Here is a 13,435-nt window from a genome sequence, read left to right on the forward strand (position 1 = left end):
TCCATGCAGGGCGGGAATCATGTTAGCCTGCGCCGCAGGAGGAATGGACAATGCTGCGCCTTTTCGTGTTTCTGACCCTTCTTGCGCTGCCCGCCCACGCGCAGGAGCGCACGCCCAGCCACTGTATCGCGCTGGCCCAATCCGCGCCGGGGCTGGAATATGTCGTTCCGGCGTCATACGGGGCGGCGCTGGCGGATGAAACCGTGCGGCTCAGCTATGTCGATCATTCGACCTTCGTGCTGGAAACGCCGGGCGGGCTGGTCGCGGCCACGGATTTCACCGGGTTTCTGGGCAACGTGCCGCTGATCCCCGATGTGGTCACGATGAACAACGCCCACGATACCCACTGGACCGCCTTTCCCGACCCCGCCATCCCCCATGTGCTGGAGGGCTGGGCCAGGGACGGGGTGCTGGCCGATCACTATCTGGATCTGGGCGAGATGCTGGTGCGCAACGTGCCCACCGACACGCGCGGCGGTTACAGCGGGACGGTGCGGGTCGGCGGCAATTCGATCTTCGTGTTCGAGGTCGCGGGCCTGTGCATCGGCCATCTGGGCCACCTGCATCACGAACCCGATGCCGCGCAATACGCCGCCCTTGGCCGGATGGATGTGGTGATGGCGCCCGTCGATGGCAGCATGACACTGGACCAGCCCAGCATGATCCGGGTGCTGAAACGTCTGCGCGCGTCCATCGTGATCCCGATGCACTGGTTCGGCGGTTACACGCTGGACCAGTTCCTGATCGGGATGGAGGACGCGTTCCACATCGTCCGTTCCGGCGACACCTCGCTTGAGGTCTCGCTGCGCAACCTGCCGTCCGAACCCACGATCATGGTGCTTGAACCCGCCTGGCTACGGCCGGGCGACGACTGACTTGCACAGCCTGTCCGGGCATGGTTGACCTGCATGTGCAGGAGGGCCACCGATGCTGAACCCCGTCACCGACGATTTTCTACAGACCCTGCGGGCGCAATTGCCCGCCGATCTGTTCCGCGATCCCGCGCCGCAATACCTTGAGGAACCGCGCGGCCGTTATGCCGGACAGGCGGGGGTGGTGCTGGCGCCCGCGTCGACCGACCAGGTGGCCGCCATCGTGCGGGCCTGTGCGCAGGCGCGGGTGGGGGTCGTGCCCTATGGCGGTGGTACCGGGCTGGTGGGCGGGCAGGTTCTGTCAGACGGCCCCGCGCCGGTGGTGCTGTCGCTGGAACGGATGAACGCGGTGCGCGCGCTGCATGCGGCGGAGAACGTGATCGTGGCCGAGGCCGGCGTGATCCTGGCCGACCTGCGTGCGGCGGCCCAGGGGGCGGGGCGGCTTTTCCCGCTGTCGCTGGCCTCGGAAGGGTCGGCGCGGATCGGCGGCTGTCTGGCGACCAATGCGGGCGGGGTCAATGTGCTGCGCTATGGCAACGCGCGGGACCTGTGCCTGGGGGTCGAGGCGGTGCTGCCCGACGGCACGGTGCTGAACGGGCTGAGCCGCCTGCGCAAGGACAATACCGGCTATGACCTGCGCGACCTGCTGATCGGGGCCGAGGGGACGCTGGGCATCATCACCGCGGCGTCGCTGAAGCTGTTGCCGCGGCCCACGGCCAATGGCACCGCGCTGCTTGTGGTGCCCGACCCCGCCGCGGCGCTGGCGCTGCTGGACATGGCCCGCGGTATCGCGGGGGATGCCGTGTCGGCGTTCGAGCTGATCTCGGGCGTGGGGCTGGATTTTCTGGCCGAAACTTTGCCCGATATCCGCCAGCCCTTTGCCAGCCGCCATGACTGGATGGTGCTGGTCGAACTGGGCCTGTTCGGCGACCAGAACCCGGACGAGGTTCTGACCGACCTTTATGGCCACGCGGCCGAGGCCGGGCTGGTGTCAAACGGGCTGATCGCCCAAAGCGAGGGTCAGCGGGCCGAGCTGTGGTCGATCCGCGAACATATCCCCGAGGGCAACCGGCGCATCGGCTCGGTCTCATCCCACGATATTTCGGTGCCGATCTCGGCGATCCCGGATTTCATCGAAAAAGGCGCGCAGGTGATCGCGGGTCTGGGCGATTTCCGCATCAACTGTTTCGGCCATCTGGGCGATGGCAACCTGCATTTCAACGTGTTCCCGATGCCGGGCAAGACTCGCGCGGACCACCACGCCGAACGCGACGCAATCAAGCGCGCGGTGCACGATCTGGTGCATGAAATGGGCGGCTCCGTCAGCGCCGAACATGGCGTCGGACGGCTGAAGGTCGAGGATCTGGAACGCTATGGCGATCCGGGCAAGCTGTCGGCGATGCGCGCGATCAAGGCGGCGCTGGACCCGGCGGGGATCATGAACCCCGGCGCGGTGCTGCACGGCGGATAGGGCGGCGCGCGGTCGCGCGCCACCCAACGTGACCTTGCGCTTATTGCGGCAGGATCACCTTGTCGATCACGTGGATCACGCCGTTCGACGCCTCGATATCCGCGGCGGTCACGGTGGCGTCATTGACCATCACGCCATTGTCCAGGTCGATCATCACCTCGCCGCCCTGCACGGTGGCGGCCATCATGTCATCGCTCAGGTCGGTCGACATCACCTTGCCCGGCACCACGTGATAGGTCAGGATCGAAACCAGCTGATCCTTGTTCTCGGGCTTCAGCAGATCCTCCAACGTGCCTTCGGGCAGGGCGGCAAAAGCGTCATCGGTGGGGGCGAAGACGGTGAAGGGTCCCTCGCCCTTCAGGGTGTCGACCAGCCCCGCCGCCTGCACGGCCGCGACCAGCGTTTCGAAATCTTCCGACCCGGCGGCGGTGTCGACGATATCCATCGAATGGCCCCCGGCCATGGCGGCGGTGCCCAGGAAAGCGGTGGTCAGCGTGGTCAATGCAATGGTACGAAACATGTGGGTCTCCTCTCAGGGTTCTGCCGGAATTGGCATATGCCCCGATACGCAGCCCCCATGCGCTGGGATCACCCCGCCACGCCGGTTGTGGCGCTTGACGGCGCGTGCGGCCGCGCTAAGCCCGGGGCCCGCTGGGTTTCCACTCAATTCATTGTGATCGGTTCAGGCGCCTTCGAAGCCCGAAGGCACGTGAACATCCATCCCAAGCCGCCGCCCGCCCGGTTCCGGCAGGTCGACGAAAAAGGCGCATCCGACGGCGCGGCGATGCGCGCGGGGTGAAATGTGTTGCGGGCCCGTCGCGCCCGCAACACGTCCAACCGTTACTCGTTACTCACACAAGCTCGAAATTCTCGACCGTGAAATCGGGCAGCGCCGCAATGGCGTCGTCCCCGGTCAGGTTGTTCAGGTTGGCCAGCACCGAAAACGCGCCGCCATCGCCCAGATCCTGGGAATAGACCAGGCGGTTGATGCCCAGCGTGGCGTTGAAATAGACAAAGAAGCCCTCGTCGGCGGTCAGCGCGTCATTGTCGGCGATGGCTTGCGCGGCGGCGCGGGCGTTCACGAATTCATCCTGCACGACGATCAGATTCGCGTTGCCCGAAATCTCGTTCACCAGCCCGTTCACGAACTCGAAACTGTCGACATCGAAATCGTCGGAATTCAGCGCCAGCGTATCCTCGGCAATGTCGAAATCCTCGACCTGATCGGGTTTGTTGACGCCCGGGATCAGGCCCGGTTCGGGGGCGGCGGGGGTGTTGCCGTTGAAGGGATCGCCGCTGAACACAAAGGTGTCCGCGCCCTTGCCGCCGATCAGGGTGTCGACGCCTGCGCCGCCTTCCAGCACGTCGCGCCCCGCACCGCCGTCCAGCAGATCGTCGCCTTCGCCCCCCTTCAGCCGGTCCCGCCCGAACCCGCCATGAAGCTTGTCATTGCCGTTCCCGCCTTTCAGGACATCGCGGCCAAAGCCCCCGAACAGGTCGTCATCGCCATCGCCGCCGAACAACCGGTCGCGCCCGGTCAGGCCAAAGACGATGTCGTCGCCGTCACCGGCATCGATCACGTCGGCACGCAGCCGGCCGATCAGCTTGTCGTTGCCATCGGTGCCGAAGATCGACCCGAACCGGCTGGGCAGCAGGGCAAAGGAAAAGAAGAAGGGAAAAGACATGTCTGACCTCGTCTGTGCAATGATGCTGAGCAAGGACCGCCGTCGCAGCAGTCCCTGTTACAGACGTGCACAGGGTCGGTTTAGTCCGGCATAACCGAAACGTGATCAGGCTGCGGGGATATCAGGCGCCTTCGAATTCGCACAGCACGTGAACATCCATGCCGAGTGCCTCGAGCTTCTGCCGCCCGCCCAGTTCCGGCAGGTCGACGATAAAGGCGCATCCGACGATCTCGCCGCCCAGACGTTCGATCAGCTTGATGCCCGCCTCTGCCGTACCGCCGGTGGCCAGCAGGTCATCGACCACCAGGATCCGTTCGCCGGGCTGAATCGCGTCATCGTGGATCTCGACCACGGCCTCGCCATATTCCAGCGTGTATTCTTCGCTGATGACCGTGCCGGGCAGCTTGCCCTTCTTGCGCACGGGCACGAAGCCCACGGTCAGCTGGTGCGCAATTGCGCCGCCCAGGATGAAACCGCGCGCCTCAAGCCCCACCACCTTGTCGATCGGTTGCCCGGCATAGGGGTGCAGCATCTGGTCGATGGCCATCCGGAACCCGCGCGGATCGGCGAACAGCGTCGTCACATCGCGAAACATGATCCCTTCATGCGGGAAGTCGACGATGGTGCGGATGTAATCCTTGACGGTGGGGCGGTTTTGCATCGGGCCGGTCCTTGGGCTGTACCTTGGTCGGTTCTGTCCGATGCCGCGCCCCGGTGCGATCATTTCTTCGAATTATTGCTGAAGAACCGATAGGCCCGTTCCGGGATCCACCGAAGATGCGGTTTGCGCCAATCCATCCGGTCGCGGATGATCAGGCTGTGTGCGGTGTGAATGTTCATTTCTGCTTCCTTTTTGTTGCGGCTGCCCCTACCATGTAACGCTGATGCATAGGATATGTATATACATTGACTTTGCGTAACGTCAAGGCTGCCGGAACTGACGCGTTGAACAAGAAAAGCCCTAAGAAATCGTATAAGAAGAACAGTCAGCTGGTTTTGCGCCTTGATAAGGAAGAGCGTGACGCCTTTGTCGAGCGCTGCAAGGAGCTGGACACATCTGCCGCGCGCGAGATCCGCGGCTTCATCCGGCGGTTCCTGAAAGACCACCCCGAAGAGTGATCCGCTCAGGACGCTGGCAGCAGGGCGCGCGCGCGTGACTGGCTGCGGAAATCGGCCAGCGCGTCGGCGAACCCGTCCAGCGGCCAGGTGATGTCGCGCGCGTTGCCATGCCGGTCGATGAAGACAAAGCGCATCGCGTCGCCTTCGGTCATTGCGCCCAGCAGTTCTGCGGCGCCGTCGTCGCGGAACGTGCAGGACAGCCCGGTCAGACAGCCCGGGCGGCGGGTGCGCCAGCGAACCGTGTCGCCGGTATCGATCCGAAAGCCGTTGGGCGAAAACAGCGTGCCCGGCTCCAGCCCGAACTCGACATTCTCGCGCCCCTCTTCGGCGACGATGAACAGGAATTGCGCCGCGAATTCGGGGCGGGGCGAAAACACATCGACATAGCGGATATAGCAGCGCTGGTTCAGGGTGCCATTTTCCTCGCGCTCGTCGCACATGCTGTTCCAGATGCCGAAGGTCTGGAAATGTTTGACCCGCCAGTTACCGGGGGTGTCGTTGCCCTCCAGATCCTGGGCCAACACGGGCAGGGCGGTCAGAAGAAGGTAGATAAAGGCGCGGCGCAGCATGGCAGATCTCCGGTTCAAACTGGGCGGCAGTTGCGCAGGCTGCGGCGGCGAAGTCCAATCACGGCGGGCCAAGCTTTCGTGATATGCCGATGTTGCAAAGCCGCTATGCAATTTTTATTTTTCCGGTTCCCCGGTTTCCGGACATGCGGCGATGCGATAGAAGGCGCGGCAAACACCCCCCAAAGCCAGGACATGACCCATGGCGCGATCCATGCTAGCGGCCTTTGCCAGCCGTGTATCACTTGCCAATTTCCAGACCCCCACCCAGGGGCTGACCCTTGCCGGGTTCAAGACCGAGATCCTGGCCGGGCTGACCGTCGCGCTGGCGCTGGTGCCCGAGGCGGTGGCCTTTGCCTTTGTCGCGGGGGTGCATCCGCTGGTGGGGCTTTACGCCGCGTTTATGGTGGGGCTGATCACCGCGCTGCTGGGCGGGCGGCCGGGGATGATCTCGGGCGCGACCGGGGCGCTGGCGGTTGTCATGGTGGCGCTGGTGGCCGAACACGGGGTGGAATACCTGTTCGCGACCGTGGTGCTGATGGGGATCATTCAGATCGCGGCGGGGATCTTCCGGCTGGGCAAGTTCATCCGGCTGGTGCCGCATCCGGTGATGCTGGGCTTCGTGAACGGGCTGGCCATCGTGATCTTCCTGGCGCAGCTGACGCAGTTCAAGGTGCCCGGCTCTGCCGAGGTTTCGGGCCACGGCATGTCGGGCGGCGACTGGCTGTCGGGCTGGCCGCTGATCACCATGCTGGCGCTGGTGGCCGCGACGATGGCGATCATTTGGGTCATGCCCAAGATCACCCGCGCGATCCCCGCGCCGCTGGCCGGGATCGGGATCGTGGCGATCCTGGTCATCGCCTTTGGCATCGACGTGCCGCGCGTGGGCGACATGGCCTCGATCGAGGGGGGGCTGCCGAGCTTTCACCTGCCGATGGTGCCGCTGAACCTGGAAACGCTGAACATCATCCTGCCCTATGCGCTGATCCTGGCGGCCATCGGCCTGATCGAAAGCCTGCTGACGCTGAACCTGGTGGGCGAGATCACCGGCCAGCGCGGCGGCGCCAGCAAGGAATGCGTGGCCCAGGGCGCGGCGAATGTCGTGACCGGGTTCTTCGGCGGCATGGGCGGGTGCGCGATGATCGGTCAGTCGATGATCAACGTGAAATCGGGCGGTCGCACGCGGATCTCGGGTGTGTCGGCGGCGCTGTTCCTGCTGCTGTTCATCGTGGTGGCCGCGCCGCTGATCGAACAGATCCCGCTGGCCGCGCTTGTGGGCGTGATGTTCATGGTTGTGATCGGCACTTTCGCCTGGCAGTCGCTGACCATCATGCGGAAAATCCCGCTGGCCGATGCGCTGGTGATCGTGCTGGTGACGATCACGACCGTCTTCTATGACCTGGCGACCGCCGTTGTGGTGGGCGTGATCGTGTCGGCTCTGGAATATGCGTGGCAGAACGCCTCGCGCATCCATGCCAAGGTCTATGAAACACCCGAGGGCGCCAAGGTCTATCAGGTCAAGGGCCCGCTCTTCTTCGGCTCGACCGACGGGTTTGTCGAGCTGTTCACGCCCGAAAGCGACCCCGCCCATGTGGTGATTGATTTCGCCGACAGCCGGGTGGCCGACCAATCGGCACTGACCGCGATCGAAGCCGTCGCTGCGAAATACGAGGCCGCGGGGAAAAAGGTGCAGCTGCGCCATCTCAGCCGCGATTGTCACCGGCTGCTGGAAAAGGCCGGGCAACTGATGGTCGACAGCGGCGATGACCCCGATTACCAGGTCGCGGTCGATTACAGCGTGCGCACCGGCATCCTGGGTGGCGGGCACTAAGAACCCGACCTTGCCGCTGGGCCGTCGCCCGGCCAACGGCCGGGCCGCGTGCGGCCCGTCCCCCGTGGGCGGGGCGGACGCGCGCCCCCTGCGGGGCGCTAGCTCTGGGCGGGACGGTTCAGGCTGAACAGCTCGCGCACAACGGCATAGTCGCGATAGCCCAGCCGGGCCAGCGGCTGGAACCGGGTCACATCCAGCATCCCGTCCACCATAAAGGCATCGTCGATATGCACGCCCGTCACCTCGCCGAAGACGGCGAAGTTCGACGCCCCCTCCAGCGCGACCACCTGGGTCAGGCGGCATTCCAGATGCGCGGGCGCGGCGGCCACGCGGGCGCAGTCGATGGTTTCGCAAGGCAGCTTTTCCAGCCCGGCTTCGGCGAACTCGTCCACCGCGCGCCCATAACCGCCCGATGTCACGTTCATCGCATCGCGCAGCGCGAATGACACGATGTTCACGCAGAAAACCCCGGTTTCGCGGATATTGCCCAGGCTGTCCTTGGTGTCGTCGCGGTCGGCCTTGGCCGAGGTCGAGGCGAACATCACCTGCGGCGGGGTATAGGCCACGGCGTTGAAGAACGAATAGGGCGCCAGGTTGTCGCGGCCCGCCCCGTCGCGGGTCGAGATCCAGCCGATGGGGCGCGGTGTCACGATGGCATTGAACGGGTTGTGCGGCAGGCCATGGCCGTCGGCGGGGCGATAGAACATTCGGCGGGTATCCCAAGTTGCGTTGCCCCAGACCTAGCGCGCGTGCTAGGGCCGTTCCAGAGGCAATGCAGGACAGACCGTGATCCGACTGGAGCAGGAACGGCCCGACGACTGGTGGGAGGCCGAGGCGCTTTTCGACCTGTGTTTCGCGCCCGGGCGCGAGACCTTGTCGTCTTATCGGCTGCGCGACGATGTTCCGCGCGTGGCCGAACTTTGCCTGACCGCCCGGGACGAAGGCGGCGTTCTGGGCGGCGCGATCCGCTATTGGCCGATCCGCGTGGGCACGGCGCCTGCGCTTTTGCTGGGCCCGGTCGCGGTTCACCCCACCCGCCAGGGCGAGGGGCTGGGCGCGCTGCTGATCCAGGACTCCGTCGCGCGTGCCTTTGCGCTGGGCTGGGCGCGGATCCTGCTGGTGGGCGACGCGCCCTATTACAGCCGGTTCGGGTTCGAAAAGCTCGAAGGGGTCGAGATGCCGCCGCCCACCAACCCCAACCGTATTCTGGGGCGGGGCGATTGGGACGGGATCACCGGCGCGGTCACCAAATGGGACACGCCCGCGGGCTGACCGCCGCGCTCAGCCCTGTTTGCGCAGCCAGTCCATGACCATGGGTCGCACCGATTGCGCCCCACTCAGACGCGCGTCATCGATCACTGCCCGCACCTGTCCCAGGTCGATCCGGCGCAACAGGTTCTTGACCGGCCCGATGGAGGCCGGGCGCATCGACAGCGCCCTGAGGCCCATCGCCGCGAAACACATCGCCTCGATCGGGCGGCCGGCATCCTCGCCGCAGAACGACAGATGCGTGCCGCCCTCGGCGCAGCGCTGCACGATCATCTCGATAAAGGACAGGAAGCTGACATTCAGCGTGTCATAGCGGCGGCGCACCCGTTCGTTTTCGCGGTCGGCGGCGAAAAAGAACTGTTTCAGGTCATTGCCGCCGATCGAGATGAAATCGGCCATCTCGAAGAACTGGCTGGGGGCAAAGGCCAGGCTGGGGGTTTCCAGCATCGCGCCGATCTCGACCTTTTCCGGCAGGACATGGCCCAACCGGTCCTCGCGCTCCAGCTCGTCCAGCAGCGCCTGACGCGCACAGGTGAATTCCTCGAATTGGGCGACGAAGGGAAACATCACGGTCAGCGGGCGGCCATTGGCGGCGCGGATCAGCGCCTGAAGCTGCATCCGCATCACGCCGGGCTTGTCCAGCCCGACACGGATCGCGCGCCAGCCGAGCGCCGGGTTCGGCTCGTCCTGCGGCTTCATATAGGGCAGCACCTTGTCCGAGCCGATATCCAGCGTGCGGAACGCCACGCGTTTGCCCTGCGCGGCATCCAGCACCCGGGCATAAAGCGCGGCCAGCTCGCCGCGTTTGGGCACCTGATTGCGGATCAGGAATTGCAACTCGGTCCGGAACAGCCCGACGCCCTCGGCCCCCGATCCCGCCAGCGACGGCAGATCGGCCATCAGGCCCGCATTCATGTGCAGCGAAACGGTGGTGCCATCGGTGGTGCAGGCGGGCTTGTCGCGGATCGAGGCATAGCGCTCCTGCGCCTCGGCCTGCATCGCGATCTTGTCCTGAAACGCCGTGGCGACGGTTTCCTCGGGCCGCAGATGCACGATCCCCTGTTCGCCATCGACCAGGATCGCATCGCCATTCAGCGCCTCGGTCGTGATCCGCTTGGCATGGATCACCAGCGGGATCGACAACGCCCGCGCCACGATGGCGGCATGGCTGCCGACCGAGCCTTCTTCCAGCACGATCCCCTTCAACTTGCGGTTATAGGCCAGCAATTCGCCCGGGCCGATATTGCGCGCGATCAGGATCGGGTCGTCGGGCATCTCGGCGCCGGTATCCTGGCCCTGACCGGTCAGGATGCGCAAAAGCCGGTTCGACAGGTCATCCAGATCGTGCAGCCGCTCGCGCAGATAGGGGTCGGGGACCTGTTCCATCCGGGCGCGGGCGGCGGATTGTTCCTTTTCGACCGCCGCTTCGGCCGACAGGCCGCGCTGGATGTCTTCCTCCATCCGGCGCATCCAGCCGCGCGAATTGGCGAACATCCGATAGGCTTCCAGAACCTGAAGCTGCTCCTTGTCGCCGCCCTCGGCGGAACTCAGCATCTCGTCGACCGACACCCGCAGATGATCGACCGCGTGGCTCAGCCGCTTCAACTCGATCTCGGGGTCGTCGGCCACCGGGTTCGAGACCAGAACGCGCGGCTCGTGCAGCCAGACCGAACCGGCGGCCACGCCCTCCTGTGCGGTGCTGCCACGGAACATGGCGGGGCGCTGGTGCAGGGCGGCCATCGCGGCACCCTCGCCGATGAACGCGCCCAGTTCGGTCATCTCGGCCAGCACCATCGCCACGACTTCCAGCGCATAGACCTCGTCCTCGGAAAACTCGCGCGCCTTCTTGGACTGCACGACCAGCACGCCCAGACGCTCGCCCAGGCGCTGGATCGGCACCCCCAGAAAGGACGGGAACACCTCTTCGCCGGTTTCGGGCATGTAGCGGAAACCGCGTTCGCTGGGCGCGTCGCCGGTATTGACCGGGCTGGCGGTGCGCGCCACACGCCCCACCAGACCCTCGCCGATGCGCATCCGGGTCTGGTGTACGGCCTCGGGGTTCAGCCCCTCGGTCGCGCAGAGCTCCAGCGTGTCGGTGTCGCGAAACAGATAGATCGAGCAGACCTCGCAATGCATCGAATCCGCGATGATGTGGGTGATCCGGTCAAGCCGCTCCTGGCCCTTGCCCGCGTCGGCAAGGGTATCGCGCAATCGTCGCAGCAGTTTGCGGCTTTCACTTTCCAGGCCATCGGCCATGCACGGGGGCTCCACTCTGTTCCGCGACTACCAGATATAGGCGAGTTGCGGGGCGAAGGAAAAGACGAATGCTGCGCCGCGCTGCAGCAAAAAATGCAATGCCGAAAAGGGGATGTCTGAAATTCCGACAGCGCGCGGGGGCGCTGCCGCGATCTGGCGCAATGCCCGAACGCCCGCCGGATGCCGCGCGACCGATACCGGCCGCGACGCCCGGCGCAGCGGCTCAGGCCTTTTCCAGCTCGAACGCGTCGTGCAGTGCCTGAACGGCCAGCTCCATGTATTTGCGTTCGATCAGCACCGAAACCTTGATCTCGGATGTGGTGATGACCTTGATGTTGATGCCCTCGTTCGACAGCGCCTTGAACATCTTGCTGGCCACGCCCGCATGGCTGCGCATCCCGATCCCCACGACAGAGACCTTGGCCACATCGGTATCGGCCACCAGCCCGTGGAAGTTGATCTCGCCCGCCTCCTTGGCCGCGTTCACCGCCGCCTCGGCCCGCGCCACCTGGTCCACGGGGCACGAGAAGGTCATGTCGGTGCGCCCCTCCTCGGAGATGTTCTGGATGATCATATCCACGTTCACGCCAGCCTCGGCCAGCGGGCCGAAGATCGCCGCCGCGATTCCGGGGCGGTCGGCCACCGAGATCAGGGTCATTTTCGCTTCGTCGCGGACATAGGCGACGCCAGAGACAACATTGCTTTCCATGATTTCCTCTTCGTCGCAGACCAGTGTACCCGAATTGTCGCCGGTTTCCTCGAAACTCGACAGAACGCGCAGCCGCACCTTGTACCGCATCGCCAGCTCGACCGATCGGGTCTGCAGCACCTTGGCGCCCAGGCTGGCCAGTTCCAGCATTTCCTCGAACGCGATCTTGTCCAGCTTGCGCGCCTTGTCCTCGATCCGCGGGTCGGTGGTATAGACCCCGTCGACATCGGTATAGATATCGCAACGCTCGGCATCGAAGGCCGCTGCAAAGGCCACCGCCGTGGTGTCGCTGCCGCCCCGGCCCAGCGTGGTGATCCGCCCGTCCGGCGCGATCCCTTGGAATCCGGCGACCACGGCCACCTTCATGCCCTCGGCAAACTTGGCGTCCAGATTGTCGCGCGGGATCTCCTCGATCCGGGCGGCGGCGTGCACGGCCGATGTCTTCAGCGGCACCTGCCAGCCCTGCCAGCTGCGGGCGGGCACGTCCATCTCCTGCAAGGTCAGCGCCATCAGCCCGGCGGTCACATTCTCGCCCGAGCTGACAACGGCATCGTATTCGCGCGCGTCATAAAGATGCGAGGTCTGCGTGACCCAGCCCACCAGCTCGTTGGTCTTGCCCGACATCGCCGACACGATCACGATCACATCGTAACCGCGCTCGACCTCGCGGCGCACCTTTTCGGCCGCATTCTTGATGCGGTCCAGATCGGCGACCGACGTGCCGCCGAATTTCATTACCAGAACCGGCATGATCCGTGCCCTTGCCCAGAAAAGTTCCGGCGCTTCCTAGGGCAACCGCCCGCCAAGGGCAAGGGGCGGCGGTCAATCCGGCGGCGCACGCTGGCGCGTGCAAGACGATATCTCGCCTTCGGCTCGGGATGCCTCCGGCGGAGGTATTTTCGCCAAGATGAAGCCCCTTGTCTTTCATCTTGGTCCAAATACCTCGGGGTTTGGGGCAGCGCCCCAAAAGCGAGTTTCCGGCGCGATCAATAGGGGAGGGGGCTGCCGTCATATCCCTCGAAACAGCCCGTCGTCGTGGGGTCCAGGGCGGCGAAGCGGTGGCGCAGCCCGTCCGATGCGGTCGCCAGGTCGATATCGGCCTCTGCCCCGCCCATATCGGTGCGCACCCAGCCCGGGTGATAGATGCCGACCGCGATGCCCTGCGGTTTCAGGTCTGTGGCCAGGTTTCGGCCCAGGTTCAGCACCGCCGCCTTCGAGGCGCGATAGATATAGGACCCGCCCGGCGCCCGTTCGTGTGACGCCATCATCGACGATATGATCGCGATCTTCGGGGTCTGCGCGGCGCGCAGGTTCGGCAGCAGCGTCTGGATCGTCAGGAAAACACCGGTCACGTTGGTGGCAAAGCCGTCGTCCCAGGCCTGGTGCGGGAAGCCCGTTTCCAGCGTCTGACCCTTGTCGGGATAGATCCCGGCATTGCAGATCAGCGTGTCGATGGCTTTTCCGTCCAGGCGCCGGGCGAGCGCGTTGTGGCTTTCGGGATCGGTAACCTCAAGCGGCAGGACCGTGACCCCGGAAAGATCGCCGGGGCTGCGCATTGTGCCGATCACCGTTTCGCCCGCAGCGGCATAGTCCGCGGCCAGTTGCCGGCCGATGCCGCGCGATGCGCCGGTGATCAGGATGGTCATGGCCGGGGACC

General features: G+C 65.2%; 14 protein-coding genes. 6 read left to right on the forward strand and 8 right to left on the reverse strand.

Annotated features, from left to right (window positions below; genetic code table 11):
• The first annotated feature begins 50 nt into the window (after positions 1-50).
• Complete coding sequence (locus CLM60_RS08680; protein ID WP_095588778.1) at positions 51-875, forward strand: MBL fold metallo-hydrolase; 825 nt, start codon at positions 51-53, stop codon at positions 873-875.
• Positions 876-927: 52 nt separating this feature from the next.
• On the forward strand, positions 928-2,343 hold the full coding sequence (locus CLM60_RS08685) for an FAD-binding oxidoreductase (protein WP_095588779.1): 1,416 nt from the start codon (positions 928-930) through the stop codon (positions 2,341-2,343).
• Positions 2,344-2,383: 40 nt separating this feature from the next.
• On the opposite strand, the gene CLM60_RS08690 is transcribed toward CLM60_RS08685, so the two are convergent.
• On the reverse strand, positions 2,384-2,863 hold the full coding sequence (locus CLM60_RS08690) for a fasciclin domain-containing protein (protein ID WP_095588780.1): 480 nt from the start codon (positions 2,861-2,863) through the stop codon (positions 2,384-2,386).
• A gap of 57 nt (positions 2,864-2,920) precedes the next feature.
• On the opposite strand from CLM60_RS08690, the gene CLM60_RS21405 reads away from it, so the two are divergent.
• The gene (locus tag CLM60_RS21405; protein ID WP_176473833.1) at positions 2,921-3,142 is read left to right on the forward strand and encodes a hypothetical protein; all 222 of its coding nucleotides are present in this window, start codon (positions 2,921-2,923) and stop codon (positions 3,140-3,142) included.
• A 52-nt stretch (positions 3,143-3,194) separates the two neighbouring features.
• Here the strand turns inward: CLM60_RS21405 and CLM60_RS08695 are convergent, their stop codons facing one another.
• Positions 3,195-4,028 (reverse strand): calcium-binding protein, encoded by an 834-nt coding sequence (locus CLM60_RS08695; protein ID WP_095588781.1) that lies wholly within the window; start codon positions 4,026-4,028, stop codon positions 3,195-3,197.
• A 121-nt stretch (positions 4,029-4,149) separates the two neighbouring features.
• Entirely contained in the window at positions 4,150-4,689 is a 540-nt protein-coding gene (locus CLM60_RS08700; RefSeq protein WP_095588782.1) for an adenine phosphoribosyltransferase, read from the reverse strand.
• 335 nt (positions 4,690-5,024) lie between these two features.
• Here CLM60_RS08700 and CLM60_RS21325 point away from each other — a divergent pair, with 335 nt between their 5' ends.
• Positions 5,025-5,147 carry a hypothetical protein gene (locus CLM60_RS21325; protein WP_281256681.1) on the forward strand — a complete coding sequence of 41 codons (123 nt, stop codon included), beginning with the start codon at positions 5,025-5,027 and terminating at the stop codon, positions 5,145-5,147.
• Positions 5,148-5,152: 5 nt separating this feature from the next.
• Here the strand turns inward: CLM60_RS21325 and CLM60_RS08705 are convergent, their stop codons facing one another.
• Positions 5,153-5,716: an invasion associated locus B family protein gene (locus CLM60_RS08705; RefSeq protein WP_095588783.1), complete on the reverse strand. Its 564-nt coding sequence runs from the start codon at positions 5,714-5,716 to the stop codon at positions 5,153-5,155.
• Positions 5,717-5,915: 199 nt separating this feature from the next.
• Here CLM60_RS08705 and CLM60_RS08710 point away from each other — a divergent pair, with 199 nt between their 5' ends.
• Positions 5,916-7,544: a SulP family inorganic anion transporter gene (locus tag CLM60_RS08710; protein WP_095588784.1), complete on the forward strand. Its 1,629-nt coding sequence runs from the start codon at positions 5,916-5,918 to the stop codon at positions 7,542-7,544.
• A gap of 98 nt (positions 7,545-7,642) precedes the next feature.
• Here CLM60_RS08710 and CLM60_RS08715 read toward each other — a convergent pair whose 3' ends face one another.
• Positions 7,643-8,251 (reverse strand): flavin reductase family protein, encoded by a 609-nt coding sequence (locus CLM60_RS08715; RefSeq protein ID WP_095588785.1) that lies wholly within the window; start codon positions 8,249-8,251, stop codon positions 7,643-7,645.
• A gap of 79 nt (positions 8,252-8,330) precedes the next feature.
• On the opposite strand from CLM60_RS08715, the gene CLM60_RS08720 reads away from it, so the two are divergent.
• A complete protein-coding gene (locus CLM60_RS08720) occupies positions 8,331-8,816 on the forward strand; it encodes a GNAT family N-acetyltransferase (RefSeq protein WP_095588786.1) in 486 nt (161 codons plus the stop codon).
• A gap of 9 nt (positions 8,817-8,825) precedes the next feature.
• Here CLM60_RS08720 and ptsP read toward each other — a convergent pair whose 3' ends face one another.
• The 3 genes from ptsP to CLM60_RS08735 all read right to left on the reverse strand — a co-directional run bounded on the left by ptsP (position 8,826) and on the right by CLM60_RS08735 (position 13,424).
• Complete coding sequence (ptsP, locus tag CLM60_RS08725; protein ID WP_095588787.1) at positions 8,826-11,069, reverse strand: phosphoenolpyruvate--protein phosphotransferase; 2,244 nt, start codon at positions 11,067-11,069, stop codon at positions 8,826-8,828.
• A gap of 223 nt (positions 11,070-11,292) precedes the next feature.
• Positions 11,293-12,528 (reverse strand): aspartate kinase, encoded by a 1,236-nt coding sequence (locus CLM60_RS08730; protein WP_095588788.1) that lies wholly within the window; start codon positions 12,526-12,528, stop codon positions 11,293-11,295.
• Between the two features lie 236 nt (positions 12,529-12,764).
• Positions 12,765-13,424 carry an SDR family oxidoreductase gene (locus tag CLM60_RS08735; protein ID WP_095588789.1) on the reverse strand — a complete coding sequence of 220 codons (660 nt, stop codon included), beginning with the start codon at positions 13,422-13,424 and terminating at the stop codon, positions 12,765-12,767.
• Positions 13,425-13,435: the final 11 nt, after the last annotated feature.

Source organism: Actibacterium ureilyticum, from assembly GCF_002285435.1.
GTDB classification, from domain to species: Bacteria; Pseudomonadota; Alphaproteobacteria; order Rhodobacterales; family Rhodobacteraceae; genus Actibacterium_C; species Actibacterium_C ureilyticum.